28 protein-coding genes are annotated in these 25,247 nt (G+C 70.8%); 14 read left to right on the forward strand and 14 right to left on the reverse strand.

Features of this window, described 5'->3' with window-relative positions:
* Nucleotides 1-80: 80 nt before the first annotated feature.
* Genes ACWDRW_RS05585 through ACWDRW_RS05600 form a run of 4 tightly spaced genes read left to right on the forward strand, consistent with a single transcriptional unit; the run spans nt 81 to nt 3,010 of the window.
* Entirely contained in the window at nt 81-683 is a 603-nt protein-coding gene (locus ACWDRW_RS05585; protein ID WP_451720551.1) for a phosphatase PAP2 family protein, read from the forward strand.
* Complete coding sequence (locus ACWDRW_RS05590) at nt 676-1,662, forward strand: decaprenyl-phosphate phosphoribosyltransferase (protein ID WP_451720554.1); 987 nt, start codon at nt 676-678, stop codon at nt 1,660-1,662. The genes ACWDRW_RS05585 and ACWDRW_RS05590 overlap by 8 nt, the downstream gene beginning before the upstream one ends.
* The gene (locus tag ACWDRW_RS05595; RefSeq protein WP_451720556.1) at nt 1,656-2,120 is read left to right on the forward strand and encodes a GtrA family protein; all 465 of its coding nucleotides are present in this window, start codon (nt 1,656-1,658) and stop codon (nt 2,118-2,120) included. Before ACWDRW_RS05590 ends, ACWDRW_RS05595 begins: the two co-directional genes overlap by 7 nt.
* Nucleotides 2,108-3,010 carry a YihY/virulence factor BrkB family protein gene (locus ACWDRW_RS05600; RefSeq protein WP_451720559.1) on the forward strand — a complete coding sequence of 301 codons (903 nt, stop codon included), beginning with the start codon at nt 2,108-2,110 and terminating at the stop codon, nt 3,008-3,010. The genes ACWDRW_RS05595 and ACWDRW_RS05600 overlap by 13 nt, the downstream gene beginning before the upstream one ends.
* Here the strand turns inward: ACWDRW_RS05600 and ACWDRW_RS05605 are convergent.
* Nucleotides 2,964-4,262 (reverse strand): D-alanyl-D-alanine carboxypeptidase family protein, encoded by a 1,299-nt coding sequence (locus tag ACWDRW_RS05605; protein ID WP_451720562.1) that lies wholly within the window; start codon nt 4,260-4,262, stop codon nt 2,964-2,966. The genes ACWDRW_RS05600 and ACWDRW_RS05605 overlap by 47 nt on opposite strands.
* Before the next feature lie 91 nt (nt 4,263-4,353).
* On the opposite strand from ACWDRW_RS05605, the gene ACWDRW_RS05610 reads away from it, so the two are divergent.
* The 3 genes from ACWDRW_RS05610 (at nt 4,354) to ACWDRW_RS05620 (ending at nt 7,702) form a co-directional block, all read left to right on the forward strand.
* Nucleotides 4,354-4,596 (forward strand): SCO4848 family membrane protein, encoded by a 243-nt coding sequence (locus ACWDRW_RS05610; protein ID WP_186281261.1) that lies wholly within the window; start codon nt 4,354-4,356, stop codon nt 4,594-4,596.
* 39 nt (nt 4,597-4,635) lie between these two features.
* Entirely contained in the window at nt 4,636-5,961 is a 1,326-nt protein-coding gene (locus tag ACWDRW_RS05615; protein WP_451720565.1) for a metallophosphoesterase, read from the forward strand.
* Between the two features lie 184 nt (nt 5,962-6,145).
* Nucleotides 6,146-7,702 carry an ABC transporter substrate-binding protein gene (locus ACWDRW_RS05620; RefSeq protein ID WP_451720568.1) on the forward strand — a complete coding sequence of 519 codons (1,557 nt, stop codon included), beginning with the start codon at nt 6,146-6,148 and terminating at the stop codon, nt 7,700-7,702.
* Nucleotides 7,703-7,776: 74 nt separating this feature from the next.
* On the opposite strand, the gene ACWDRW_RS05625 is transcribed toward ACWDRW_RS05620, so the two are convergent.
* Complete coding sequence (locus tag ACWDRW_RS05625) at nt 7,777-9,219, reverse strand: sensor histidine kinase (protein ID WP_451720570.1); 1,443 nt, start codon at nt 9,217-9,219, stop codon at nt 7,777-7,779.
* A complete protein-coding gene (locus tag ACWDRW_RS05630; RefSeq protein ID WP_451720573.1) occupies nt 9,216-9,905 on the reverse strand; it encodes a response regulator transcription factor in 690 nt (229 codons plus the stop codon). The genes ACWDRW_RS05625 and ACWDRW_RS05630 overlap by 4 nt, the downstream gene beginning before the upstream one ends.
* Nucleotides 9,906-10,066: 161 nt before the next feature.
* Here ACWDRW_RS05630 and ACWDRW_RS05635 point away from each other — a divergent pair, with 161 nt between their 5' ends.
* On the forward strand, nt 10,067-12,445 hold the full coding sequence (locus ACWDRW_RS05635; RefSeq protein ID WP_451720936.1) for an MMPL family transporter: 2,379 nt from the start codon (nt 10,067-10,069) through the stop codon (nt 12,443-12,445).
* Between the two features lie 8 nt (nt 12,446-12,453).
* Here ACWDRW_RS05635 and ACWDRW_RS05640 read toward each other — a convergent pair whose 3' ends face one another.
* From ACWDRW_RS05640 to ACWDRW_RS05660, 5 genes are all read right to left on the reverse strand, one after another.
* A complete protein-coding gene (locus ACWDRW_RS05640; protein WP_451720576.1) occupies nt 12,454-13,203 on the reverse strand; it encodes a TetR family transcriptional regulator in 750 nt (249 codons plus the stop codon).
* A gap of 23 nt (nt 13,204-13,226) precedes the next feature.
* Entirely contained in the window at nt 13,227-14,216 is a 990-nt protein-coding gene (locus ACWDRW_RS05645) for a trypsin-like serine peptidase (RefSeq protein ID WP_451720579.1), read from the reverse strand.
* A gap of 111 nt (nt 14,217-14,327) precedes the next feature.
* Nucleotides 14,328-14,783, reverse strand: a complete 456-nt coding sequence (locus tag ACWDRW_RS05650; protein ID WP_451720582.1) for a thiol-disulfide oxidoreductase DCC family protein — start codon at nt 14,781-14,783, stop codon at nt 14,328-14,330.
* On the reverse strand, nt 14,780-15,175 hold the full coding sequence (locus ACWDRW_RS05655) for a hypothetical protein (RefSeq protein WP_451720585.1): 396 nt from the start codon (nt 15,173-15,175) through the stop codon (nt 14,780-14,782). The genes ACWDRW_RS05650 and ACWDRW_RS05655 overlap by 4 nt, the downstream gene beginning before the upstream one ends.
* A gap of 104 nt (nt 15,176-15,279) precedes the next feature.
* Nucleotides 15,280-15,690, reverse strand: coding sequence for a VOC family protein (locus ACWDRW_RS05660; RefSeq protein ID WP_451720588.1), 411 nt, complete (start codon nt 15,688-15,690; stop codon nt 15,280-15,282).
* Nucleotides 15,691-15,757: 67 nt separating this feature from the next.
* On the opposite strand from ACWDRW_RS05660, the gene ACWDRW_RS05665 reads away from it, so the two are divergent.
* Nucleotides 15,758-16,033, forward strand: a complete 276-nt coding sequence (locus ACWDRW_RS05665; RefSeq protein WP_451720591.1) for a hypothetical protein — start codon at nt 15,758-15,760, stop codon at nt 16,031-16,033.
* Nucleotides 16,034-16,108: 75 nt separating this feature from the next.
* On the opposite strand, the gene ACWDRW_RS05670 is transcribed toward ACWDRW_RS05665, so the two are convergent.
* The 5 genes from ACWDRW_RS05670 to ACWDRW_RS05690 all read right to left on the reverse strand — a co-directional run bounded on the left by ACWDRW_RS05670 (nt 16,109) and on the right by ACWDRW_RS05690 (nt 20,255).
* A complete protein-coding gene (locus ACWDRW_RS05670) occupies nt 16,109-16,870 on the reverse strand; it encodes a succinate dehydrogenase iron-sulfur subunit (protein ID WP_451720594.1) in 762 nt (253 codons plus the stop codon).
* Nucleotides 16,870-18,624, reverse strand: coding sequence for a succinate dehydrogenase flavoprotein subunit (gene sdhA, locus ACWDRW_RS05675; protein WP_451720597.1), 1,755 nt, complete (start codon nt 18,622-18,624; stop codon nt 16,870-16,872). Before sdhA ends, ACWDRW_RS05670 begins: the two co-directional genes overlap by 1 nt.
* 19 nt (nt 18,625-18,643) lie before the next feature.
* Nucleotides 18,644-19,126, reverse strand: a complete 483-nt coding sequence (locus ACWDRW_RS05680; protein WP_451720600.1) for a succinate dehydrogenase hydrophobic membrane anchor subunit — start codon at nt 19,124-19,126, stop codon at nt 18,644-18,646.
* A 5-nt stretch (nt 19,127-19,131) separates the two neighbouring features.
* Nucleotides 19,132-19,512, reverse strand: coding sequence for a succinate dehydrogenase, cytochrome b556 subunit (gene sdhC / locus ACWDRW_RS05685; protein WP_451720603.1), 381 nt, complete (start codon nt 19,510-19,512; stop codon nt 19,132-19,134).
* 167 nt (nt 19,513-19,679) lie between these two features.
* Complete coding sequence (locus ACWDRW_RS05690; protein WP_451720606.1) at nt 19,680-20,255, reverse strand: 2-oxo-4-hydroxy-4-carboxy-5-ureidoimidazoline decarboxylase; 576 nt, start codon at nt 20,253-20,255, stop codon at nt 19,680-19,682.
* A 154-nt stretch (nt 20,256-20,409) separates the two neighbouring features.
* Between ACWDRW_RS05690 and ACWDRW_RS05695 the strand changes: the two genes are divergently transcribed.
* The 4 genes from ACWDRW_RS05695 (at nt 20,410) to ACWDRW_RS05710 (ending at nt 24,120) form a co-directional block, all read left to right on the forward strand.
* Entirely contained in the window at nt 20,410-22,068 is a 1,659-nt protein-coding gene (locus ACWDRW_RS05695; RefSeq protein WP_451720609.1) for a beta-N-acetylhexosaminidase, read from the forward strand.
* Between the two features lie 137 nt (nt 22,069-22,205).
* Nucleotides 22,206-22,898 (forward strand): DUF4328 domain-containing protein, encoded by a 693-nt coding sequence (locus ACWDRW_RS05700; protein WP_451720612.1) that lies wholly within the window; start codon nt 22,206-22,208, stop codon nt 22,896-22,898.
* Between the two features lie 88 nt (nt 22,899-22,986).
* Nucleotides 22,987-23,487, forward strand: a complete 501-nt coding sequence (locus ACWDRW_RS05705; protein WP_451720615.1) for a hypothetical protein — start codon at nt 22,987-22,989, stop codon at nt 23,485-23,487.
* Nucleotides 23,488-23,562: 75 nt separating this feature from the next.
* Nucleotides 23,563-24,120: a hypothetical protein gene (locus ACWDRW_RS05710; protein WP_451720618.1), complete on the forward strand. Its 558-nt coding sequence runs from the start codon at nt 23,563-23,565 to the stop codon at nt 24,118-24,120.
* Between the two features lie 12 nt (nt 24,121-24,132).
* Here the strand turns inward: ACWDRW_RS05710 and ACWDRW_RS05715 are convergent, their stop codons facing one another.
* Nucleotides 24,133-24,627 carry a DUF1877 family protein gene (locus ACWDRW_RS05715; RefSeq protein ID WP_451720621.1) on the reverse strand — a complete coding sequence of 165 codons (495 nt, stop codon included), beginning with the start codon at nt 24,625-24,627 and terminating at the stop codon, nt 24,133-24,135.
* Between the two features lie 157 nt (nt 24,628-24,784).
* On the opposite strand from ACWDRW_RS05715, the gene ACWDRW_RS05720 reads away from it, so the two are divergent.
* The gene (locus ACWDRW_RS05720; RefSeq protein ID WP_451720624.1) at nt 24,785-25,171 is read left to right on the forward strand and encodes a hypothetical protein; all 387 of its coding nucleotides are present in this window, start codon (nt 24,785-24,787) and stop codon (nt 25,169-25,171) included.
* The last annotated feature ends 76 nt before the right edge of the window (nt 25,172-25,247 follow it).

Below are 25,247 nucleotides of genomic sequence, written 5' to 3' on the forward strand. Positions count from 1 at the left end.
CTCCCCGAAATGGGTGATTAATGGGATGTCGCTCAATATTGCCGGAGTTCCGGCGGGGTCGGCGTGAACAGTGAGTCCACATGGACCAACTGGACCACCGAATCCTTTCGGCGCTGCGCGCGTACGGCGGTGACCCGCGCGTCGCCGGCGCCGCGCGCGCCCTGTCCTGGGCCGGCGAGCACGGTGCGCTGTGGCTGGCGGCCGGCCTCGCGGGCGCCGCCGTGGACGGCTCGCGGCGGGGCGCCTGGCTGCGCGGGACCGCGCTCACGGCAGGCGCGCACGTCGTGAGCATGGGCGTGAAGAGAGTCGTACGCCGCCCGCGTCCCTCACACGTCGAACCCCTGGTGCGCACCGCGGGCCGCCACTCCTTCCCGAGCTCCCACGCGGCCTCCGCCACCGCCGCCGCGATCGCCTTCGGCATGTTGGGAGCGCGCGGAGGATTCCGCACGCCCACGGCCCGTGCCGCCGCCCTCGCCACGACCCGCGAAGCCCTCCTCCCCGCGGCCCGTGCCGCCGCGCTCGTCACCGCCCGCCGCGCCCTCCCTCCCCTCGCCGTCGCCATGTGCCTCTCCCGGATGGTCGTCGGCGTGCACTACCCCTCCGACGTGGTGGCGGGCGCGGTGCTGGGGGCGTTCACGGCGGGCGTGGGAGCGCGCTGGATGGAGGCAGGCACGCATGACTGAGACCGCGCCCCTCGCCGGGGCAGCCGCCCGCACCCGCGAACCCGCGCTCCACGAACAACGCACGCCCCCACGCGACACCAACCCCCAGCCTCCCGCCCGCGGCCTCCTGCGCGGACTGCTCCGGACCGCCCGCCCCAAGCAGTGGGTCAAGAACGTCCTGGTCGTGGCCGCCCCGGCCGCCGCCGGAGAGCTCTTCACCACCCACGCCCTCACCCAACTCGCGCTGGTCTTCACCCTCTTCACCGCCTGCGCCGCGGCCGTCTATCTCATCAACGACGCCCGCGACGCCGAAGCCGACCGCGCGCACCCCACCAAACGGCACCGCCCGGTCGCCGCCGGACAGGTGCCCGTGCCCGTCGCCTACGCCGTAGGCGGCGCGCTCGCCGTCCTCGCGCCCGCCGCGGCCCTCTGGCTCAGCCACCCCCTCGTCGCCGCCCTGCTCGCCGCCTACCTCGGCATGCAACTGGCCTACTGCGTCAGCCTGAAGCACGTCCTGGTCGTCGACCTCGTCGTCGTCACGACCGGCTTCCTGATGCGGGCCATGGTCGGCGGGCTCGCCCTCGGCATCCCGTTGTCCCGCTGGTTCCTGATCACGACCGGATTCGGCGCGCTGTTCATGGTGTCGGCCAAGCGCTACTCCGAAGCCGTGCAGATGGCCGGGAAAGCGGGCGCCACGCGCGCGTTGCTCACCGAGTACACCACCGGATACCTCCGCTTCGTCTGGCAGCTCGCGGCCGGCGTCGCCGTCCTCGGGTACTGCCTGTGGGCCCTGGAGGAGGGCGGGGTCCCGCACACCAGCGTGCTGCCCTGGCGGCAGCTCTCCGTGGTCGCCTTCATCCTCGCGATCCTCCGGTACGCGGTCTTCGCCGACCGCGGCACCGCCGGTGAGCCCGAGGACGTCGTCCTGCGCGACCGCGCCCTCGCCCTGATCGCCGTGGTGTGGCTGGCCATGTACGGCCTGGCGGTGGCCAATTGGTGATCCGGCGTCACAGCCGATCCAAAGGCACGCGCGCGAACACGCACCGCCGCGAGCTCCTCGGCTTCGCCGCCGCCGGCCTGCTCGCCTACGCCGTCGACACCGCCCTCTTCGTCGCCCTGCGCGGACCGGCGGGCCTCGACCCGCTCACCGCCAAGGTGCTCTCCTTCGTCGCAGGATGCTCGGTCGCCTACGCGGGCAACGCCCTCGGCACCTACCGGCACACCCGGGCCGGCGGCCTCAAGACGTACTCCGCCTTCGTCGCGGTGAACATCGCCGGCGCCGCCGTACAACTGCTCTGTCTCGCCGTCAGCCACTACGGCCTCGGCCTCACCTCCCGGCGCGCCGACCTCGTCTCGGGTGCGGGAGTGGGCATGGCATTGGCGACTGTCCTGCGGTTCTGGGGAACCCGTACATGGGTTTTCCGGGATGAGGGGAGAGTCGGATCATGGACTGGCTGAAAAAGCTCCCCGGCGTCGGGCCGTACCTCGCCCGGCTGATGACCACGCACGCGTGGCGGTCGTACGAGCGCATGGACCGGGTGAAGTGGACACGGCTGGCCGCGGCGATGACGTTCACCAGCTTCCTCGCGCTGTTCCCCATGCTCGCCGTGGCCGCCGCCGTCGCGGCGGCCACGCTCAGCCAGGATCAGCAGGACACGCTGGAGGACAAGATCGCCGACCAGATCCCCGGCATCTCCGACCAGCTGAACATCGACGCACTGGTGGACAACGCCGGCACCGTCGGTCTCATCGCCGGTGCTCTGCTGCTGTTCACCGGCATCAGCTGGGTCGGCTCCATGCGCGAATGCCTGCGCGCGGTGTGGGAGCTGGACGACGAGGAGGACAACCCCGTCCTGCGCAAGGCGAAGGACGCGGGCGTCCTGGTGGGCCTCGGGGGCGCCGTGCTCGTCACGTTCGCCGCCTCCGCCGTGGCCTCCGCGATGGTCGGCCGGATCACGCGTGAGATCGGCATCGAGGACGGCGGCTGGGGCGGCGTCCTGCTGCGTGTCGTCGCCTTCTCGGTCGCCGTCCTCGCCGATTTCCTGGTCCTGCTCTACGTCCTCACCCTGCTGCCCGGCGTCGAACCGCCGCGCCGCCGGCTGATGGTGGCCGCGCTGATCGGCGCGATCGGCTTCGAACTGCTGAAGCTGCTGCTGAGCGGCTACATGCAGGGCGTGGCCGCGAAGAGCATGTACGGCGCCTTCGGGGTGCCGGTCGCCCTACTGCTGTGGATCAACTTCACCACGAAACTCGTGGTGTTCTGCGCGGCGTGGACGGCCACCGGCACCAAGGCGGAGGAGGTCACCGCCGACGACGTACCAGATCAGGCAGCGGCCACCGGCGGTTGACCAGGAACGCGCCCGCCGCGAGCAGCGCCAGCAGACCGCCGGTCACCCCGAGCGCGATGCCGATGCCGCTGGAGCCGCCGGCCGCCGCGCCCGCCACCGGCTGCTCCGACGAGGAGCCGCCGCCGGACCCGCCCCCGGCCTCACCCGAGTCCGAGCCCGATCCCGAGTCGGCGTCGTTGGCACCCGGCTGCGCGCTCGCCTCGGCCGCGCTCTTCGGCGGGACCAGCTCACCCACCGGCTGCACCTTGCCGGCCGCCTTGAAGCCCCAGTCGAAGAGCTTCGCGGTCTCCTTGTAGACCTCGTTGGACTCGTCCTTCTCCGGGTGCATGACGGTGACCAGCAGCACCCGGCCGTCGCGCTCGGCGACCCCGGTGAAGGTCGCGCCCGCGTTGGTGGTGTTGCCGTTCTTCACCCCCGCGATGCCCTGGTAGACCGGGACGTCGGAGTCCCCGCTCAGCAGCCGGTTGGTGTTCTGGATCTCGAAGGTGCCGCGGACCGACTTGCCCTTCTTGTTCTTCTTCGTCTCGCCCGGGAACTTCGCGTTCACGGTCGAGCAGTACTCCCGGAAGTCCTCCTTCTGCAGCCCGGAGCGCGCGATCAGGGTCAGGTCGTACGCCGAGGACACCTGGCCCGGGGCGTCGTAGCCGTCGGGGGAGACCGCCTCGGTGTCGAGCGCCTGGAGCTCCTCGGCATGCGCGTTCATCTGCGCGACGGTGTTCTTGATGCCGCCGTTCATCTTCGACAGCACGTGCACGGCGTCGTTGCCGGAGCGCAGGAAGACCCCCAGCCACAGGTCGTGGACGGTGTAGGTCTCGCCCTCCTTTATCCCGACCATGCTGGAGCCGGAGCCCACGTCCGCCAGGTCGGAGGGGACCACCTTGTGCTCGGTGGAGGACGGGAACTTCGGCAGCAGGGTGTCGGCGAACAGCATCTTCAGCGTGCTGGCCGGCGCGAGCCGCCAGTGCGCGTTGTGCGCCGCGAGCACCTCGCCGGACTCGGCGTCGGCGACGATCCAGGACCGCGCCGACAGGCCCTTGGGCAGCACGGGCACCCCGCTCGCCAGATCGACCTGCGTCCCCGGCTGTCCGAGCCGCTCGCCGCCCACCGTCGACATGGTCGCGGGGGGAGTGGCGGACGGCGTCGGTGACGGGCTCGGGGCCGCGTACGAGACGGGCGCGGTCAGCGCCAGGGACGACAGAAGTGCGGAAGTGACCAGCAGTGATCGCCTGGTGGTCTTCTGGGGTGCGGACACGGACGAGAACGTACAGGGCACAGCCGGTGAAGTCGTGCCCCGACCCCCACCCCGGCCACGGATCAGGACACGCGGCGGTGATACTGAACGTATGAAGCTCAGCCGTCCCGTCTCCTGGTTCCTGCTCGCCTTCGGGGTGTGGAGCTGGGTCATCTGGATCACTTTCGTCAAGAACCTCGTCAAGGACGGCAGCGGGCTCGCGTTCGACGACGCGGGCGATCCGACCGGGTACTTCTGGGTGCACCTGCTGCTCGCGGTCGTCTCCTTCGTATTGGGGACGGTCGTCGGGGGCATCGGGTTGCGCGGAGTGCGCGCATTGCGCCGGACGTCATAACCAGCGGCACCTCCCACCCAGGCAGAGAGATACGGCTCCGTGGTCCTCGTCTTCATCGCCCTCGTCCTGGCCGTCCTGGTGACGGCCAACTGGTACGTGTGGCGCCGCCTGTTCCGTGACACGACCAGCGGCCCCGGCTGGGTGCGGCGCGCGGGCGCGGTACTGATCGGCGGCGGCTGGCTGATGGCGTTCGGCGCGCTGATCGCCGAGCGCACCGGCGCGCCGTTCTGGCTCCAGCAGGTGCTGGCCTGGCCCGGCTTCCTGTGGCTGGCGCTCTCGATGTACCTGCTCCTGGGTCTGCTCGCGGGTGAGGTCGTACGACCGCTGCTGCGGCGCCGGCTGGAGCGGCGCAGCCCCGCCGAGGTGCCGGTACGGCGGGCCGAGCCCGTGCCGATGGGCGCTCCCACGACGCCGGGGCCCGACGAGGACGGCGCTCCCACGACGCCGGGGCCCGACGAGGACGGCGCCCCCACCACGCCCGGGCCCGACGAGGACGGCGCCCCCACCACGCCCGGGCCCGACGAGGACGGCCCCTCGCTGCTCGCCCCCTCCCGCCGCCTGTTCGTCTCCCGCGTGATCGGCGGGGCGGTGGCCGCGGGGGCCGTGGGGACGGTCGGTCTTGGCACGTACGGCGTGCTGAACGGCCCGAGTGTGAAGCGGGTCACCGTCCCGCTGGCCAAGCTCCCGCGCGGGGCGCACGGTTACCGCATCGCGGTGGTCAGCGACATCCACCTGGGCCCGGTCCTCGGGCGGGGCTTCGCGCAGAAGGTCGTCGACACGATCAACTCGACGCAGCCGGACATCGTCGCGGTCGTCGGCGACCTGGTCGACGGCAGCGTGCGGGACCTCGGCCCGGCCGCGGCCCCGCTGCGGCAGCTCAGGGCACCGGCCTACTTCGTCACCGGCAACCACGAGTACTTCTCCGGCGCCGAGCAGTGGGTCGAGGAGGTGCGGCGACTGGGCCTGCTGCCCCTGGAGAACGCCCGCACCGAACTGCCCTGGTTCGACCTGGCCGGGGTCAACGACATCGCGGGCGAGAGCGAGGGCCAGGGCCCCGACTTCGCCAAGGCGCTCGGCGACCGCGACCCGGCACGCGCGTGCGTGCTCCTCGCCCACCAGCCGGTCCAGATCCACGACGCCGTCGAGCACGGCGTCGACCTCCAGCTCTCCGGCCACACCCACGGCGGCCAGCTCTGGCCCGGCAACCTCGTCGCCGCGGGCGCCAATCCGACCCTGGCCGGACTGGAGCGCTACGGCGACACCCAGCTCTACGTCACCCGCGGCGCCGGAGCGTGGGGTCCGCCCACGCGCGTCGGGGCCCCGTCGGACATCACGGTGATCGAACTGGCCTCCAGGCGGACCTGATCCACCGGCCTGGATTCCGCCGCTGTGCGCCGCCTGTGAAACATGGCGGAAACACCGAAAGGTAAGTTCTTTCTCAACCCGCCAAATCCCCCTTCCGTCGGCTGAAAAACGTGTGATTAGGTGTGCCCGCCACTAGGGGAGTGGCATATCGCTGGGGTCCGGAAACGGGCCCGGGGAGGGCACCATGCGATCGGTTCGCATGCGGATTCTCGCGACGCTGCTCGTGCTGGCGGCCGTGGGAGCGGTCGGCTGGCAGCTGCTGCCGTCGCGGGGCGACGAGGACCGGACCATCACGGTCGGCACGACGGACGCGGTCACCTCGCTGGACCCGGCCGGCGCCTACGACGCCGGGTCCTGGGCGTTGTTCAGCAATGTCTTCCAGTCCCTGCTGACCTTCGAGCCGGGCGGCGCCGCGCCGGTCCCGGACGCGGCCGAGAGCTGCGGGTGGGAGGACGGCGGACTGCGCACCTACCGCTGCGAGTTGCGCGAGGGGCTCACCTTCCCGAGCGGGCGGACGATGACCGCGGAGGACGTCAAGTACTCGTTCGACCGGGTGCGGGAGATCAAGTCCGACGTCGGTCCCGCGTCGCTCTTCGACACGCTGGGCTCCGTGGATGCCGACGGGCTCACGGTGACCTTCCAACTCTCTTCGGCCGACGCTACCTTCCCGTTCAAGGTCGCCACGGGCGCCGGTTCCATCGTCGACCGCACCAAGTACCCGAAGAACGGCCTGCGGACCGACGAGGGCGTCGACGGCACCGGGCCGTACGAGCTCTCCTCGTACACGGAGGCCGACTCGGCGGTCCTGGTGCCCAACGGGAACTACCAGGGCGCCGTCCAGGACACCGGACGGCCGGTGAAGCTGCGGTACTTCGCGGACGCGGACAAGCTGGACCGGGCCTGGCGGGCCCGGCGGATCGACGTGGCCACGCGCCAGTTGCCGCCGAAGGTGCTGGCCGAGCTCGATCCCGGCGACCCGGAGCAGCGGGTGTCCGAGGCGGACAGCTCCGAGGTGCGCAATCTGTATCTCAACACCCGCGAGGGCTCACCGCTGCGGGACGTGCGGGTGCGGCAGGCGCTGGCCTGGCTGGTCGACCGGGAGAAGCTCGCGGCGACGGTGTACCGGGGGACCGTGGATCCGCTGTACTCGCTGATCCCCACCGGGATCACGGGGCATACGACGTCGTTCTTCGACACGTATCCGCGGCAGAACCCCGGCAAGGCGCGGGACCTGCTCGAAGCGGCCGGGGTCGAACTTCCGGTCCGGTTCACGTACGGCTACGCCACGGGCCGCGGCGCCGCCGAGGAGGAGGCCGCCGAGCTGAAGAAGCAGTTGGAGGCCGGTGGGCTGTTCCAGGTCGCGCTCAAGGGTTACGAGTGGACCGATTTCCAGAAGCGGTGGGCCACGGGGAAGCTGGACGCGTACGGCGTGGGGTGGGTCGCGGACTTTCCCGACCCGGACACGTACGGGGCGCCTCTGGTCGGTACCGGGGGAACCATGAACACCGGGTACTCCGACAAGGCGGTCGACCGGCTCATTCGAAAGAGCCAGCGATTCGCCGATCGGGCCGAGGCCGCGGACGACTTCAGGGCGGTGCAGCAGCTGATCGCCGAGGCTGTTCCGGTGATTCCGCTGTGGCAGGCCAAGGAGTATGTGGTGAGCAGCGCGGATGTGGGGGGCGGACAGTATCTGAGCGACGGGACGGGCGTATTCCGGCTGTGGCGCCTCGGATGGATTTAGCCGCGGACGGATTTGCCGGGACGGATTCAGCCTCAAACGGATTCAGCCTCAAACGGATTCAGCCTCAAACGGAGTTAGGTGACCAGGGTCACCGTCACCGTCAACCCCTCGCCCGGCGCCGTGTCCACCACCACCTCACCCCCGTGCGCCTTCACCACTCCCTGCACGATCGCCATGCCCAGACCGCTTCCCGCGCCCCCGCCCGCCCGGAAGAAGCGGTCGAAGACGCGCGCCGCGTCTTCCTGAGTGAGCCCCGGGCCCTTGTCCTCCACGGTCAGCCGTACGACGCCGTCCTCGCGGCGGACCCCCAGATGGACCGGCGTCTCGGGCGGGGTGTGGACGCGGACGTTGGTGGTGAGGTTGCCCAGGACCTGGCGCAGGCCCGACTCGTCGGCGCGGATCAGCAGGGCGCCGTCGGCGCAGACCGTGACCGGGCGCTCCGGTTGCTGCATGCGCAGGTCCTCCGCCGCGTCCCGGACCAGCCGGCTCACGTCGACATTGCAGAAGCGGAGTTCGGGCCGCTGGTCCAGGCGGGCCAGGCAGAGCAGCTCGTCCACCAGGCGGCCCATCCGGTCGGCCTCCGCGTTGACCCGCTCCCAGGCCCGCTTGCGCTGGTCGGGGTCGTTCAGCATGCCCTTGTCGTAGAGCTGGAGGTAGCCGCGTATGGCGGCCAGCGGGGTGCGCAGTTCGTGGGAGGCGTCCCCCACGAAGCGGCGGAGCTGGGCGGCGCTGCGCTCGCGGGTGCGGTAGGCGTGCTCCACCTGGTGGAGCATGGAGTTGAGGGCCAGACGCAGCTGTTCCACCTCAAGGGTCGCCTCGCGGCTGGAGGGGACGCGGCGGGTCAGATCGCCCTCGGCGATGGCCGAGGAGGTCTCCACCATGTCCTCCAGCGGACGCATTCTGCGGCTCACGCTGATCAGCGTCAGCCAGGCCAGGAGCGCCAGCAGCACGGTGCCGAAGGCGAAATCGAGCTTGATGGCCTTGGCCATGCCCTCGTGCAGGACGTCGGTGGAGGTGGCGATCAGCACGAGGGTGCCGTCGGCGAGCCGGGCGCCGATGACGCGGTACGGCATGTCGTCCACTCGGAGGTCGCTCGGTTCGGCCTCGGCGGCGAGGGCGGCGGGATCACCGGCCGCTTCGGCCACCGCGCGTTGCCGGGCGGTCGGCGCCAGCGGGCCGAGGGCGACCGGGCGGCCCTCGGCGTCGACGGCGACGAACACCGAATCCGTGGAGCTGGGCAGGGCCTCGGCGCCCTTCCCCGCGAACTGGTCCATGGCGATGCCCAGTTCGCCGAGGGACTCGATCTGGCGCATGCTGAACCCGGCGTTCTGCAAGGTGGCGCGGGTCGCCATGAGCTCGGAGTCGATCTTGCCGAGGAGATAGTGCCGGGCGGTCATCAGGCTGATCGCGGTCGCCGCGACGATGCCGAGAGCCAGCAGTGCCACGTTGGCCAGCGTCAGCTTGGCGCGCAGCGAGTGGATGCCGCGATGCCCCCGGCCCAGGCAGCGCAGCCTCATGCCAGTCCGTAGCCCACGCCCCGCCGGGTGGTGATGACCGGCGGTCCGAGGGTGTCCAGCTTGCGGCGCAGATAGCTGATGTAGGTCTCCACGACGGTCGACTCCGGCGGGGTGTGCTCGTACTGCCAGACATGCCGCAGGAGTTGCTCCTTGGGCACGATCCGGCCGCCGTTGCGCACCAGGAACCGCAGCAGGGCGTACTCGGTGGGGGTGAGCTCGACCGTACGGCCCGCCCGGTGCACCGAGTACGTCGACTCGTCCAGCTCCAGGTCGCCGTAGCGCAGCGGCGGGCGCTGGGGCAAGACGTCGGCGGCGCGGGTGCGGCGCAGTACGGCGCTGACGCGGGCGATCACCACGTCGATGTCGAAGGGCTTGGTGATGTAGTCGTCGCCGAAGCCGAGGGCGCCGACGATCTCGGCGGGCGAGTCGCGCGCGGTGAGGAACACCAGCGCCAGATCGGCTCGTGCCGCGCGCAGTTGGCGGCCGAGGGCCCGGCCGTCGCCGTCGGGCAGCATCACGTCGAGCAGCGCCACGTCCGGCCGGGTGCGCCCGGCCAGCGCCAGGGCCTCACGGGCGGTGCCCGCGGTCATCACCTCGAACCGGTGGTAGCGCAGGGCGATGGCGAGCACGTCCGCGATGCTCTCCTCGTCCTCCACGACCAGCACGGTCCCCGCAGCAGTGGTCATGCCCCCAGTATCGGCACGTCCACGGGCCACCGGGGCGGTTCCGTGCTTTGGAGTTCCTTGAGAGTCGAGCCCGTCGCATGTCCGCGCGCGAGCCGGGTCCCCAATTCTGGTGTTCAGGACCTGGGGGACCGACCGATGAAGGAGCGTTGAGCGTGGCGGCATTGGCACGGTGGTGCTATCGGCACCGGCTGGTGGTCCTGTTTCTGTGGGTGGGGACGCTGTTCGGCCTGGGCTTCGGCGGCACCGCCGCGGGCACGGACTACGCGAACGTCTTCTCCCTCCCGGACACGGACTCCAAGAGCGCGTACGACCTGATGGAGAAGGCCTTCCCGGAGCGCGCCGGAGACACCGACACGGTGGTGTGGAAGGTGGACGAGGGTTCGGTGCGGGACGAGGCGGTGACGTCCCGCATCGAGCCCGCACTCGCCAGGATCGGCACGCTCGACGGGGTGGGCGAGGTCACCGAGCCGACGGTGAGCGAGGACGGGCGGATCGCGTACGCCCAGGTCACCTTCAAGGAGCAGGCCAACGCCATCGAGAAGGAGGTGATCGAGGACCTCGTCGACATCGCGCAGGCCGCCGAGCAGGACGGTCTCCAGGTGGAACTGGGCGGTCAGGCCATCGCCCGCACCCAGGAGCCGCCGGCCGGCACCGCGGAGGCGGTCGGCATCCTCGCGGCGGCGATCGTGCTGTTCCTGGCCTTCGGCTCGCTGTTCGCGATGCTGCTGCCGATCGTCGTGGCGATCTTCGGCGTGGGCACCGGAATGCTCTCCACGATGCTGCTCAGCCATGTCACGGACGTGCCCGAAGTGGCGCCGCTGCTGGGGTCGTTGATCGGACTCGGCGTCGGTATCGACTACGCGCTGTTCATCGTCACCCGGCACCGGCGCGGCATTCTGCGCGGGGCGAAGCCGGAGGACGCGGCGGTGACGGCCCTCAACACCTCCGGGCGCGCGGTGCTGTTCGCGGGCGGCACGGTGTGCATCGCCCTCGCGGGCATGCTGGTGATGAACATGCGGTTCCTGGACGGCGTGGTCATCGCGACCTCGCTGACCGTGGTGCTCAGCGTCCTCGCCGCGATCACCCTGCTCCCGGCCCTGCTGGGCCTGCTGGGCCCGCGCGTGCTCAGCCGCCGGCAGCGGCGCCGGGTCGCCGCGACGGGACCGGAGCCGGAGGACGCGAGCGGGCTCGCGGCGCGCTGGTCGACGTACGTCCAGAGGCGGCCGCGCTCCATCGCGGCGGGCGCCTTCGTGGTCATGGCGGTGCTCGCGCTGCCCGTGCTGTCGATCCGGCTCGGCGCCACCGACCAGGGCAACCACCAGGAGTCGACGACCACCCGGCAGGCCTACGACCTGCTCGCCGAGGGCTTCGGCCCCGGCTTCAACGGACCGCTCCAGGTCGTCGTCGAGGGCCCGGCGCCCGAGTCGCTCGTCACCGCCATCGAGTCGACCGAGGGCGTGGCCCAGGTGGTCGCCGTGCCGCCCGCGAACGGGGTCTCGGTGATCAACGTGGTGCCGACGACCTCACCGCAGTCGGAACAGACCGACGTGCTCATCGACCGGCTGCGCGACGACGTCATCCCGCAGGCGGACGTCGAGGCCCATGTGGGCGGTGTGACGGCCGTGTTCAAGGACTTCGCGGCGGTGACCAGTGACCGGCTGCCGTACTTCGTCGCCACGATCATCGCGCTGGGCTTCCTGCTCCTGCTGGTGGCGTTCCGCTCGCTGGTCGTTCCGCTGACGGCCGCGCTGATGAACCTCATCGCGGCGGCGGCCTCCTTCGGCGTCCTGGTGGCGATCTTCCAGTGGGGCTGGGGCACCGAGCTGATCGGCGTCGGCAAGGAGGGCCCGATCACCTCCTTCCTGCCCGTGATCATGCTCTCCCTGCTCTTCGGCCTCTCCATGGACTACCAGGTGTTCCTGGTCAGCCGGATGCACGAGGAGTGGGTGCACACCAAGGACAACGCGCGGGCGGTCCGGGTGGGTCTCGCGGAGACCAGCCGGGTCATCAACTGCGCGGCCCTGATCATGATCTGCGTCTTCTCCGCGTTCGTTCTCAGCGGCGACATGGAGGGCGCGATGGCGGGCGTCGGTCTCGCGGCGGCGGTGGCCCTGGACGCGTTCATCCTGCGCACCGCGCTGGTGCCGGCCGCGATGCATCTGCTCGGCAAGTCCAACTGGTGGCTCCCGGCCGGCCTGGAGAAGCGGCTGCCGCATCTGGCGGTGGAGCCGAAGGAGGACGAGGCGGAGCCGGCACCGGAGGGCGGCGCCTCGGTCGTCCACGGCTTCATCCGTACGGCGGACGGCGACCCGGTGCCCGGGGCGGCCGTGACGCTGCTCACCAAGGGCGGCCGTCAGCTGGACCGGGTGACCTCGCTGGCGGACGGCTCGTACATCGTGGCGGTTCCGGCGCCGGGCACCTATCTGCTGGCGGCGACGGCCCCCGCGTACGGCTCACGCGCGCGGCACGTGGTGGTGGACGGGGAGCCGCTGGTGTACGACGTGGAGCTGGCCGAGGGGGAGCTGGACGCGGTCAACTGAGCAAGCGGTCAGGGGCGCTCGTCATCGGCGGGCGCCCCTTTCGGCTTTCCGGGATCCGGCATCATCCGGGTCATCCCCGGCAGGAAGTCCGTGAACAGCTCGTGCACCTCGCGGACGAGCGGGCGCAGCACCCGGAAGCGGGCCAGCGCGACGCCCCGCGCGGTGAGCCGGGCGCCCCGCGCGGCCAGCCGGTAGCTGCGCTCGCGGCCCTCAGTACGGTCGAAGATCCAGTACAGGACGAGGCCCATCTGGGAGAGCCACATCAACTCGGGCAGGACGTCTCGCAGTTCCTCCGGGACCTTGGTTTTCGTCGCCCCGGCCAGCACCTCCCGGTGGACGCCGATCGCCTCCACGCGCGCGTGCTCCGACTCCGGGGAGAAGGGGCTGAGCGGGGAGTCCGGGTCGGCGGCGTTCTTGAAGAACTGGACCGCGAACTCGTGGTACGGCGTGGCGACGTCCAGCCACGCCTTGAGCACCCCGGCGAGCCGCGCCTCCAGATCGGTCTCGCGGGCCAGGACCTCCCGGACCGCCACCCGGTGTTCGGCGGCGATCCGGTCGTAGAAGCCCTGGATCAGGTGCTCCTTGCCCTCGAAGTAGTAGTACGCGTTGCCGACCGAGACCCCTGCCTCCTGGGCGATGGCCCGCATGGTGGTCTTGTCGTAGCCGCGCTCCCGGAACAGCCGCATCGCCGTCTCCAGGATCAGCGCGCGGGTCTGCTCGGACTTGCTGGGCTCGGGGCTGTCGTTCTTCGAGGGCACGGAGCGAGACTAACCAGTGCTGGTCAGGACGACTGAGCCGCCTGGTACAGGTTCTGCGCGTCGGCCCCGAAGTACGGGCCGTACATGCGGTTGGGGAAGAAGTTGTACTTGAAGCTGTTCACCGACGACAGCAGTCCGGTGCCGGTGGACTCGTTGAACTGCGTGAACCACGGGCCGCCGCTGGAGCCGCCGGTCATGTTGCAGGTCATGCCGTGGTCGTTGGAGAGCAGGAAGTCCCGGCTGGTGTTGCCGGAGCAGTAGATGAACTTCTCGCCGTCGTAGGGACTCGCGGCCGGGAAGCCGAAGGAGTACATCCGCAGGTTGTAGCCGGTGTTGAAGGCGAGGCCCTGTCCGCCGACGACGTCCGTCAGCGACTGTCCGTTCAGCGGGGCCACGACGGCCGCGCCGATGTCGTAGTTGATGTCCTCGCTCGCCGTCCACTGCGGGGTGGAGAGCGTCTTCGACGCGGTCCAGCGGCCGTACGGGGACTGGCCGTCGTGGTAGCCGGGCACGAAGACCCAGTTGGTGTGCCAGGCGCCGTCCAGCTTCACGCAGTGGCCCGCGGTGATCACCGTGCTCTTGTTGGCGCTGGTGACGGCGTTGCCGGAGCAGGACGCGGTCCGGCCCTGGTAGCTGAAGAACACCCGGCCCGCCGTGGAGACCACGGCCCCGCCGCCGGTCCAGGCGCCGCCGCCGTTGGGGAAGGCCTGGATGCCGACGTCCGCCGGGGTGGTCGCGGCGGGCGTGGCCGGGACGGTGGACTTCGCGCCCGTGGCCGGCGCCGCGCCGCGGTGGCCGCTCGCGGAGAGCAGGTCCAGCGGCTCGGCCGACCGCATCCGCGCGGGCGTCCAGAAGGCGGCGGCCTTCTCCCGCGCCGCCGTCGTGACCGTGCGGACGACGGTGTCGGGCCCCGGCGCCGGTGCGGCGCTCACCGGCGCGGCCAGCGCGCCGGCGGTGAGCAGGGCGGTGACGCCGACCAGGAGGGAGCGGGATATCCGGGGTATGCCTCTCACGCGTACTCCTTCTGTGGGGGTGCGGAGTGGGTCGAAGCTGTCAGGAGCGTCCCACCTGAGCGGCATTTTGGAAGAGTGCATGCCAAGACGGTGGCCGAAATCCAGCCGCCCTCAGTCGGCGTCGCACCCCTTGGGGAGGTACATCCAGCCGAGCTCCGGCTCGTACCGCCATCCGTCCCGCCGCTGGTACGCCCGCCCGCCCCAGTGCGACCCCCGCCACTTGGCGGCGGCCAGGACGGCGCCCTTGGCCAGCAGCGTCCCGGTCGGGGTGCTCAGCCGGTGGGCGAGGCGCCGGTATTCGCGCAGCGCCCACAACACCGCGATCCAGGCCGCCGCTTCCCGGTAGACCTGCCCGCCGTCACCCACGACGGTGATCTCGTCCAGCGTGGAGCCGAGCCCCGGGAACCGGTGCGCCGCCTCCGCGGACCCGGCGGGTACGAACTCCAGCTCCACCAACTGCGCCTGCCGTTCGAGCCAGTCGCGCAGGAAGGAGCACAGCGAGCACTCGGCGTCGTACAGGACGGTGAGCCGGTGCACCGGGACGCGTGCGGCCTCGGCGGCGCTCACGCGCGGACCCAGTCCTGCGGGGCGACCGGCGGCACCTGCTCGCGCTCCATCACCCCGCGCCGGCGGATCTTGTTGAGCACGTAGACGTTGCCCAGATGCATCACACCGAGCACCAGCAGGACGACACCGAGCTTGGTCGACAGGGCCTCGAAGACGCCGCGGGTGTCGGTGATGGTCTCGTCGTCGCTCAGGTACAGGGCGACGAAACCGAGGTTGACGAGATAGAAGCCGACCACCAGCAGGTGGTTGACGGCGTCGGCGAGCTGCTCGTTTCCGCGCAGGACGTCGGAGAGGAAGATGCGCCCGTTACGGCTGAGCGTGCGGGCCACCCAGACGGTCAGGGCGATGCTGACGACCAGGTAGATGACGTAGGCGATGACCGTGCGGTCCATGCCGGGCCCCCTTGTTGAACGCGTTCAAAACGCTGACGGGGATGACTGTAGACCTGTCTTTGAACGTGTTCAACTCACTGGCGGGGCCCCGCGTGAGGTCCGCGTCACACCCTCCGGCCGAGCGCCGGGCGCTTGGAGTAGTCGGTGAACCCGAAGACGTTCCCCCAGGGGTCGGCCACCTCGACGGTCCATCCCGTGGCCACCGGGAACGGCTCGTCCAGCGGGACGATCCCGGCCTCGGCGAGCCGCCGCGCCGCCGCTCGGGCGTCCGGTACCTCCAGCCACACGCGGGGCGAGGGCCAGGGCGGCGGCCGGTGGCCGAGTCCGTCCTCCGCCCGCAGCAGGATTCCGGGCGTCTCCTTGCCCACCTTCAGCAGCGCGATCCCCGCCTCGTCGAAGCGGAACCCCACCGCGAACCCGGCGCGTTCGTAGAAGTCCACGGCCTCGCCGAGGTCGCCGACCGGCAGCAGCACGTTGTCGAACCCGAGCAGTTCGTACGACTCGTCATCTGACACACAGTCAGAGTAGGTGGATGATCGGCGCGATCCCGGGATTGTCAGCGGCGGCTCGTACAGTCGGCCCATGGGACAGGTGACGTTCGTCGACGAGACGACCACGGGGGAGCGCGCGACCGGCCCACGGCTCGAGGTCGCGGAGGAGCGGCTGACGGTCCGGGAGCTGATCCGGCGCCGGACGCGTCGGGAGGCCGACCGGGAGCGGGCCCTGCGGGCCTTCGCCGGGAACGGCCTGCTCGTCCTGGTCGGTGACCGCCGGCTCCTCGACCTGGACGAGGAGGTCGAGCTCACCGCGGACACGGAGGTCACCTTCCTGCGGCTCATACCCCTGGTCGGCGGCTGACGAGGGCGCGCCGGAGAACGCCGAGGGCCCCGCTCCGAAAGGAGCGGGGCCCGGGGTGACACACCCGAAGGGGCGTCAGAAGCGGCGGGTGATCAGGGCCTTCTTGACCTCGGCGATCGCCTTGGTGACCTCGATGCCGCGCGGGCAGGCGTCCGTGCAGTTGAAGGTCGTGCGGCAGCGCCACACGCCGTCCTTGTCGTTCAGGATCTCCAGGCGCTGCTCGCCGGCCTCGTCACGCGAGTCGAAGATGAAGCGGTGCGCGTTGACGATGGCCGCCGGGCCGAAGTACTGGCCGTCGTTCCAGAAGACCGGGCACGAGGACGTGCAGGCGGCGCAGAGGATGCACTTCGTCGTGTCGTCGAAGCGCTCGCGGTCCTCGGCCGTCTGCAGGCGCTCACGCGTCGGCTCGTTGGTGTCCTTCGTGATCAGGAAGGGCATCACGTCGCGGTACGCCTGGAAGAACGGCTCCATGTCCACGACCAGGTCCTTCAGGACCGTCAGGCCCTTGATGGGCTCGACCGTGATCGGCTTCTCGGGGTTGATGTCCTTGATGAGGGTCTTGCAGGCAAGACGGTTCTTGCCGTTGATCCTCATCGCGTCCGAGCCGCAGATGCCGTGGGCGCAGGAGCGACGGAAGGTCAGCGTGCCGTCCAGGTCCCACTTGATCTTGTGGAGGCCGTCGAGCACACGCTCCTTGGGGTCGATCTCCAGCTGGAAGTCTTCCCACACCGCCTCGGCGGCCACCTCGGGGTTGAAGCGGCGGATCCGGAAGGTGACCGTGATGTAGGGGGACGCGGCGGACTCCGCCTCCACCTTGTCCAGAACGGGGGTTGCCATCAGTACTTACGCTCCATCGGCTGGTAGCGGGTCTGGACGACCGGCTTGTAGTCGAGACGTACGGACTCCGTGCCGTCGTCGCCCACCTCGCGGTACGCCATGGTGTGGCGCATGAAGTTGACGTCGTCGCGGTTGGGGTAGTCCTCGCGGTAGTGACCGCCGCGGGACTCCTTGCGGGCCAGCGCCGACACCGCCATGACCTCGGCCAGGTCCAGCAGGTTGCCCAGCTCGATGGCCTCCAGCAGGTCGGTGTTGAACCGCTTGCCCTTGTCCTGGATCGAGACGTTCCGGTAGCGCTCGCGCAGCTCCGCGATCTTCTCGACCGCCGTCTTGATCGTCTGCTCGGTGCGGAACACCATGACGTTCGCGTCCATGGTCTCCTGCAGCTCCTTGCGCAGCTCGGCCACCCGCTCGGTGCCCGTGGAGGTGCGCAGGCGCTCCACCTGGTCGATCACCAGCTGAGCCGGGTTCTCCGGCAGCTCGACGAACTGGGCCTTCTGCGAGTACTCCGCCGCCGCGATGCCGGCCCGGCGGCCGAAGACGTTGATGTCCAGGAGGCTGTTGGTGCCCAGACGGTTGGCGCCGTGCACCGACACGCACGCGACCTCGCCGGCCGCGTACAGGCCCGGGACGACCGTGGTGTTGTCCGCCAGGACCTCACCCTCGACGTTGGTCGGGATGCCGCCCATGGCGTAGTGCGCGGTGGGCTGGATCGGGATCGGGTCCGTGTACGGCTCGATACCGAGGTAGGTACGGGCGAACTCGGTGATGTCCGGGAGCTTCGCGTCCAGCTGCTCCGGCGGCAGGTGGGTGAGGTCGAGGTAGACGTGGTCGCCCTCGGGACCGCAGCCGCGGCCCTCACGGATCTCCGTGTAGATGGAGCGGGACACGACGTCACGGGACGCGAGGTCCTTCATGACCGGCGCGTACTTCTCCATGAAGCGCTCGCCGTCCTTGTTGCGGAGGATGCCGCCCTCACCGCGGGCGCCCTCCGTCAGCAGGATGCCCATGCGCCAGATGCCGGTCGGGTGGAACTGGAAGAACTCCATGTCCTCCAGCGGCAGACCCCGGCGGTAGACCGCCGCCTGGCCGTCACCGGTCAGCGTGTGCGCGTTGGACGTCACCTTGAAGAACTTGCCGCAGCCGCCGGACGCGTAGATCACGGCCTTCGCCTGGAAGACGTGGATCTCGCCGGTCGCCAGCTCGTACGCGACGACACCGGCCGACTTCCGGACGCCGTCCACCTCGGTGATGAGCTGGTCCAGGACGTAGAACTCGTTGAAGAACTCCACGCCCTCCTTGACGCAGTTCTGGTACAGCGTCTGGAGGATCATGTGGCCGGTGCGGTCCGCGGCGTAGCAGGACCGGCGCACCGGGGCCTCGCCGTGGTTGCGGCTGTGGCCGCCGAAGCGGCGCTGGTCGATGGTGCCGTTCGGGGTGCGGTTGAACGGCAGGCCCATCTTCTCCAGGTCGAGGACCGAGTCGATGGCCTCCTTCGCCAGGATCTCGGCGGCGTCCTGGTCGACCAGGTAGTCACCGCCCTTGACCGTGTCGAAGGTGTGCCACTCCCAGTTGTCCTCCTCCACGTTGGCCAGCGCCGCGGCCATGCCGCCCTGCGCGGCGCCCGTGTGGGAGCGGGTGGGGTAGAGCTTGGTGAGCACCGCGGTGCGGCTGCGCTTGGTGGACTCGATGGCCGCGCGCATGCCCGCGCCACCGGCGCCGACGATGACGGTGTCGTACTTGTGGATCTTCATGATTCTCGCAGCCCCGTGCCTAGCGGATGTTCGGGTCGAAGGTGAAGATCACCAGCGTGCCCAGCAGGATGGTGAACGCCGTGGCGGTGTAGAGCAGGCCCTTGAGCCACAGCCGCGTGTTCGCGCGCTCCGCGTAGTCGTTGATGACCGTGCGCAGGCCGTTCGCGCCGTGCAGAGTCGCGAGCCAGAGCATCAACAGGTCCCAGACCTGCCAGAACGGGGACGCCCAGCGGCCCGCGACGAACGCGAAGCCGATCTTGGAGACGCCGCCGTCCAGCACGAGCTGGATCAGCAGGTGGCCGATGACGAGGACCACCAGCACGATGCCGGACAGGCGCATGAAGAGCCAGGCGGCCATCTCGAAGTTGCCGCGGGTGGACCGCGGGGTCTTCTTGGTGCGCTTGCGCGGGGCCTCGATGAGCGGGGCCGGGTTGTCGACGTTGTACACGGAGGCGCCCTCGACGGGGCCGATCCCGGACGCGGTCTTCTCAGTCGTGGACATGGGCGTCAGCTCCCGAAGAGTTCACGAGCGGCGTGGCCGAGGAGGGGGTAGATCGCCCCCAGCATCAGCACCAGCCACAGACCGACGGCGGCCCAGAGCATCTGCTTCTGGTAGCGCGGGCCCTTCGACCAGAAGTCGACGGCGATGATGCGCAGACCGTTGAACGCGTGGAAGAGGACGGCGGCCGAGAGGCCGTACTCCATCACAGCGATGATCGGCGTCTTGTAGGTCGCCACGACCTCGTCGTAGGCCTCGGGGGAGACCCGCACGAGTGCGGTGTCCAGCACGTGAACGAACAGGAAGAAGAAGATGAGGACGCCGGTGACTCGGTGAGCCACCCAGGACCACATTCCTTCCCGGCCGCGGTACAGCGTTCCAGCCGGCACGGAAGTCCCTCCGGGAGCGGGGATTGGGGCCGCGCCGGCTTGTGCTGTCGGTCGGGCCCGGCCGGGTACGGTCCACCGGCCCCCAGCATCGTAGCGACGGTTGCCTGCGGCGCTTACGCCGGGCCTACCTGTGTGATCAAACTGGCACGCGGATGGGTGAGGGGCGGCTAACGGGGTGGGGTGGTCCGTTGCCTGCCGAGTGCGGGGCCGTGGGGGCTGGTCCCGCCCCGCGGCGCAGGCGCCGAGGTCACGACCCCCGCGCTCCTGACGAGGTTCCCCAGCCGCCCTCTGGCAAGGCGCCGCAGTTCCTCCGCCGCCACCACCCGTTCTTCCTCCGGATCGTTTGTCAATCGTGACCGGATGCCTGCCAATGCGTGGTTCAGGGCTTCCCCCGCGCTCAGGTCGTCCAGGTAGATCACGAACACATGTCCGAACTTTGCCTCATATGCCGCATTCGCGGCGTTCAGGGCCATATGCGCCGCCGAGTACGCCCCCTCGGGCAGGGCCGGCAGCGTCTCCGCCGACAGGGCCTCCGCCAGGTCGGCCGGTGTCAGGTCGTACGCCGCTTCGTCGGAGGCCGCCAGGAGGGCGTCCACGGTGGGGTACGGGCGGTGGGTCGCGATGCGGTGGGCCCAGCGGAGGCTGTGCAGGCAGGTCAGCAGGGTGCGCCGGAGCTCGTCGGCGGGTGCCGTGTTGGAGTGCTCCGGGATGGCCACTCGGCCAGGCAGATGTGTGGGCGTCACGTGTGTTTCGGCAGGGGATGCTGTGAGAGATGTGGCGCCACGTTATCGACAGTGGGCGTGACACGTCCGACGGATGCCCGAATTTCAGCCGAACGGGAGAGTTTCGGAACCTCTCGTGGACGCACGCGAGGCGTGGCGGTCGTACGTTGGCTGAGTGAGCCAGCACAGGCGCCGGGCGCCGGAGAAGAAGGTCGGGCAGCGGGCCCTCCTGGTCGGGGCCGTGGTCGCCGCGTTCGGGGTGGGCCTGGGGCTGTGGGCCTCCGGCGGTGACGGCGACAGCGCATCGACCGGGTCCGCGGTACGGCAGCCGAGCGGCGAGTCCTCGTCCCGGTCGGGGCGCGCCTCGATGCCCGCGGCCGAGCCGACGCCGAGTCCCAGCCGGTCCTACGCGCTGTCCAGTACGCCCGAGACCATCCCCGCGGTCCGCTCGCACACCCCGGCGCGCGGGCCCGGGTGGCGTGCGGTGCGGGGGGAGCGGGTGGTCGTCTCGGACGCGGATCTGGCCGACGAGGGCCGGCTGATCGCCCAGGAGCTGGGGCTGACCTACGCGGGCGAGAAGGACGACGTGCTGGCCGGGGACGTACGGCTGTCGCTCAACGACGACGAGGGGGCGGACCCGGAGTCGTACACCATGACCGTGCGCGGCGGCCGGGTGAACATCAGCGGGGCCGCCGACGCGGGCGTGTTCTACGGGACCCGAACGCTGAAACAGGCGGTGCACGGCGGCGCCACGGCGCCGGAGGGCGTCGTACGCGACGAGCCGGCCAAGCCGGTGCGCGGGTTCATGCTGGACATCGCGCGCAAGAACTTCACCGCCGACTGGATCGAGGACCGGGTCCGGGAGCTGGGCGATCTGAAGTTCAACCAGCTGGGGCTGCACTTCTCCGACGACCAGGCGTTCCGGATCGAGTCGACCTCGCACCCCGAGATCGTGTCCGACCCCCATCTGACGAAGGCGGAGGTCCGCAGGATCGTCGACGTCGCGGCCGCCCGGCACATCACGGTGGTGCCCGAGATCGACTCGCCGGGGCACCTGGGCGCGGTGATCGCGGCCCATCCGGACCTGCAGTTGCGCAACGCCCGGGGCGAGGCGACCCGCGGGGCGATCGACATCTCCAAGGACGAGTCCCACGACATCGTCGACGACCTGCTCAACGAGTACGCCGAACTGTTCCCCGGTGGTCAGTGGCATCTCGGCGGCGACGAGTACCAGGCCCTGACCGTGTCCGACCCCGAGGCGTCCTTCCCGCAGCTCGCGACCGCGGCGCGGGAGGCGTACGGCTCCGGGGCGACCGTCGAGGATCTGGCCACCGGCTGGCTCAACGACCGCGCCGCCACGGTCCGCGTCCACGACAAGACGCCCCGGGCCTGGAACGACGGATTCTTCCGCGGCACCTCCGTCAAGGCCGACCAGGACATCCAGGTCGCCTACTGGACCGGCAAGGAGATCGGCGCCCGGCCGCCGGCGGAGTATCTGGCCGAGGGTCGCGAGCTCATCAACTACAACGACGAGTTCCTCTACTACGTCCTCGGGCAGCCGCAGACCTTCGTCTATCCGACCGGGCAGCGGATCTACGAGCAGTGGACCCCGCGCGTAGTGCGCGGCACCGAGGCCGTCCCGGCGAAGTACGACGGCCAGATCCTCGGCGGCTCCTTCGCCGTCTGGTGCGACCTCGCGAACTCCCAGACGCAGGACCAGGTCGCGGCCGGCATCCGCATGCCGCTGCGCGCGACCGTCGAGAAGCTCTGGAACCCGGGGACGCCCGGGCAGTCCTGGGCGGACTTCAAGGCGCTGGCCGACCGCCTGGGCTGAGCGACGGCAGGGACGTACCGCGAAAGGAATGGACGTACGGCGCCGCAGAACCGTATGTTCCGCATGCCGCGCATGAGGTTCTGGGGAGAGCCGTGCGCGGGTACTTCCACGCATCGCACCCGGGGGGACGCCTCACCATGCTCGAGAATCCGCATGCCCAGTACTCGATCGCACCGGCCGCCTGGTTGCGGTCGCCGATCGGGCTCGGGCGGGCCGCCGCCGCGGCGCTCGGCGTCGTCATCGCCACCGACCTGTTCGCCCTCTGGACCGACGTCGTCCTGTACGACGTGGTGAGCGACCTGGCCGACGGCTCGGGGTTCGTCTCGGTGGAGCGGGCCGACCGGGCGGACCGGATCTTCGCCGCGGGTGGTGTCATCCAGACCGTCGCGCTCCTCGTGAGCGCCGTGCTCTTCCTGTGCTGGTTCCACCGGGCGCGGGTCAACGCCGAGGTGTTCAACCCGTACGGGCACCGGAAGAAGCGGGGCTGGGCGATCGGCGGGTGGTTCACCCCGGTCGTGAACCTCTGGTTCCCGCGCCGGATCACCCTGGACATCTGGGACGCCAGCAGCCCCTGGGGCGCGCCGAGGCCGCACGGGTTGGTCAACGCGTGGTGGACGTTCTGGGTCATCGAGCTGATCGCCGGGCGGGCCGCGTTCACCGCGTACCGCAAGGCCGAGACGCCCGAGGAGATCCAGAACGCCCTGCAGCAGATCCTGTTCGCGGACGTCGTCGACATCGTCGCGGCGGCCCTCGCCATCGCCGTGGTGCTGAGGCTGACCCGCATGCAGCACGAGAAGGCCCTCGCGGGCCCCGCCCCTGTGCCCGCCTAGACACCGGATTGTCCGAATCGGCTGCGAACGGGCGTGCGGCTGTGGTGTATTCGGCCGCGGCAGAACCGAACAGCCAGGGGGAACGGACATGGGCTACTGGGGGTACTTCGTCGTGGGGCGTGCCGAGCGGCCGCTGGCGGAGCTGGCCGCGCTGGCGGGCGCGCCGGGACTGACGCTGCGCCAGGAGGCGCCGGACGGCTGGCAGGTCTGGGAGTACCCGGTCGGTGAGGGCGAGGTCGGGAACATGCATGAACTCGCCCACCAGACCGGGGAGCCCGCGCTGTTCGGCTACGTCATGGACAGCGACTGCGTCGTGGTGGAGGCGGCCGGGCCGGAGAGCGGGGCGTGGACCACCTGTCTGGCGCGCGAGGCCATGGCGGCACGGCTCGGCGCGGGGGAGGGGCTCTTGCTGGAGGACTACTTCCTCCAGCCGCGCGACGCCGCCGAGCGTGCCGTCGCGTGGGCCGCCGAGGCCGGGCACACGGTGCCGGCCGAGCCGCTGCTGGAGGTGCTCAGCGCCGAACCCGATCCCTTGGCCGAAAACCTCTTCTTCCGACTGCTCGATCGGCTCGGGGTGGTGCCCCTGTGACACTCCGGGCCAGTTGCACGCAGTAAGGGGAAGTGCGGCCTCCGTAAGGGAAGACCGCAGGCGAGGGAGGCGTGGATGAGTCTGGTGGAGCTGATAGCTCAGGCCGACGAACGCGGACTGGCCGCCAGCGGCTTGGCTTGTTTGGATCGGTGTGTGCCGCTGCTCGGCGGCGACGACGAGCTGCTGCGACCGCTGTGGGCGACGCTCACCGAAGGCGGTGACACCGGCCTGTGGGGCGAGCGCCTGGACCAGGTGCGCGGCAAGCTCGGCGCCGGGGAGGACCCCACCGAGGACGATGCCGCCGTCCTCGCCCGCCGCATGCTCGACGCCGCCCCCTCCTCGCCCGCCGCCGCCGAGGTCCGCGTCTGGGCCGACGCCTGCTCGGTCGCCTCGCTCCAGATCCACCGGCTGCTCGACACCGCCGCGGACGACGCCCCGGTCGACGCCCGCCGGGAGGGTCGCACCGAGGGCATGCCGCCGCTCGTCGCCGCCGAACTGCGCCGCCAGGTCACCGTCCTGGAACTGCTCGCCGGGCACGGCGCGGGTGGACTGCGGCAGGCGCTGGAGGTGTCCGTCGAGGGGCGCCGCGTCCTGCGCGCGGTGGTGTCGCGGCGGGCGCGGGGGCGGGTCTGAACCACCCCGCTCTCAGACCAGCAGCCACTTGACCACCGCGTCGCCGTGGTACGCGGTCTGCGCGTAGAACGCCGTCAGGTCCCGGTGCGCGGAGGCGAAGGCGCTCCGCACGTCCAGCTCCGCCCCAGGCATGCCGTAGGGGCGCATCAGCGCCTCGCGGGCCCCTCGCCACAGCTCCTCGAAGTCGGCCTTCTCCAGATACGCGGCGACGCGGCCGGTCTGGGCGGCGGTGAGCAGCAGGAACGGGGGCAGGGAGGCGTCGCGGTGGAAGACCGGACGGCCGCCCAGCACCACCTGGGTGCGCGGGCCCTCCGGCGCGTGGTGCGGGGGGAATCCGGCGTAGAGGAGCTCGTGCTGGAGGTAGGCCTTGTCCAGCACCTCCTCACGGTGCCGGCCGATCCGCTCCCGTACGGTCTCCCAGTCGTCGGCGAACAGTCGCTCGAACCAGGTCGCGCTGTTGCGCAGTGCCGGGGGCGGCACCGCGCGCAGATGGAAGTACATGCTCATCAGTGACTGGAGCGCACGGCGACGGTCAGATGTCACACCCCGGTTCCGAGGGCGTCCTGTGACCGTCCTGGGGTGGAGGTGGGGCGGTCCTGCGCCGGTTGCGGGCAGCCTCCCGGATCGGGGTGACGAAACCCGCGGTGATCGCGCTCTTGGGGATGTGACGACTGAGCAGCAGACCAGGCCCTCAGCCTCGGCGAGGCCAGTGCGATGGGCGGCGGACGTGGTGTCGACGATGCGTGAGGGGGCGCGGCTGCGCCTCGACTACTCCGCGCAGAGCCTGTGGCGGGTGGACCGGATGATCGCCGATCTGCGCCGCGAGGGCACGCCGCCCGCCGCCGTGGACAGCGTGCTGCGCGGGCTGGGGGCGTACGCCGGTGAGGTGATCGTCCGTCAGACCGGCGCCGAGTGGTGGGCGACCGGTGGCGACCACTGGATACGCACCCCCGACGGCCGGATGTGGGACCCGATCGACGAGGCCCGCCGCACCTTCACCGCGGACGGATCGCTGCGGCTGCTGTGCCGCGACGCGACGAGCGGGAGCTGAGCGAAGTTCAAGGCCGACCCGCCGGGGCTGACGGAGGAACGGAAACGGCCGGGACCCACGCAGTGGAGTGGGTCCC

Source organism: Streptomyces sp. NPDC003635, assembly GCF_053587635.1.

What these genes read in the sequence shown, in the direction of transcription:
- sdhA (WP_451720597.1), bottom strand. Translation starts at nt 18,624, where the DNA reads ATGAAGATCCACAAGTACGACACCGTCATCGTCGGCGCCGGTGGCGCG.
- ACWDRW_RS05620 (WP_451720568.1), top strand. Translation starts at nt 6,146, where the DNA reads ATGCGATCGGTTCGCATGCGGATTCTCGCGACGCTGCTCGTGCTGGCG.
- ACWDRW_RS05590 (WP_451720554.1), top strand. Translation starts at nt 676, where the DNA reads ATGACTGAGACCGCGCCCCTCGCCGGGGCAGCCGCCCGCACCCGCGAA.
- ACWDRW_RS05610 (WP_186281261.1), top strand. Translation starts at nt 4,354, where the DNA reads ATGAAGCTCAGCCGTCCCGTCTCCTGGTTCCTGCTCGCCTTCGGGGTG.
- ACWDRW_RS05670 (WP_451720594.1), bottom strand. Translation starts at nt 16,870, where the DNA reads ATGGCAACCCCCGTTCTGGACAAGGTGGAGGCGGAGTCCGCCGCGTCC.
- ACWDRW_RS05625 (WP_451720570.1), bottom strand. Translation starts at nt 9,219, where the DNA reads ATGAGGCTGCGCTGCCTGGGCCGGGGGCATCGCGGCATCCACTCGCTG.
- ACWDRW_RS05600 (WP_451720559.1), top strand. Translation starts at nt 2,108, where the DNA reads ATGGACTGGCTGAAAAAGCTCCCCGGCGTCGGGCCGTACCTCGCCCGG.
- ACWDRW_RS05705 (WP_451720615.1), top strand. Translation starts at nt 22,987, where the DNA reads ATGGGCTACTGGGGGTACTTCGTCGTGGGGCGTGCCGAGCGGCCGCTG.
- ACWDRW_RS05585 (WP_451720551.1), top strand. Translation starts at nt 81, where the DNA reads ATGGACCAACTGGACCACCGAATCCTTTCGGCGCTGCGCGCGTACGGC.
- ACWDRW_RS05665 (WP_451720591.1), top strand. Translation starts at nt 15,758, where the DNA reads ATGGGACAGGTGACGTTCGTCGACGAGACGACCACGGGGGAGCGCGCG.
- ACWDRW_RS05630 (WP_451720573.1), bottom strand. Translation starts at nt 9,905, where the DNA reads ATGACCACTGCTGCGGGGACCGTGCTGGTCGTGGAGGACGAGGAGAGC.
- ACWDRW_RS05700 (WP_451720612.1), top strand. Translation starts at nt 22,206, where the DNA reads ATGCTCGAGAATCCGCATGCCCAGTACTCGATCGCACCGGCCGCCTGG.
- ACWDRW_RS05715 (WP_451720621.1), bottom strand. Translation starts at nt 24,627, where the DNA reads ATGAGCATGTACTTCCATCTGCGCGCGGTGCCGCCCCCGGCACTGCGC.
- ACWDRW_RS05655 (WP_451720585.1), bottom strand. Translation starts at nt 15,175, where the DNA reads ATGGACCGCACGGTCATCGCCTACGTCATCTACCTGGTCGTCAGCATC.
- ACWDRW_RS05710 (WP_451720618.1), top strand. Translation starts at nt 23,563, where the DNA reads ATGAGTCTGGTGGAGCTGATAGCTCAGGCCGACGAACGCGGACTGGCC.
- ACWDRW_RS05680 (WP_451720600.1), bottom strand. Translation starts at nt 19,126, where the DNA reads ATGTCCACGACTGAGAAGACCGCGTCCGGGATCGGCCCCGTCGAGGGC.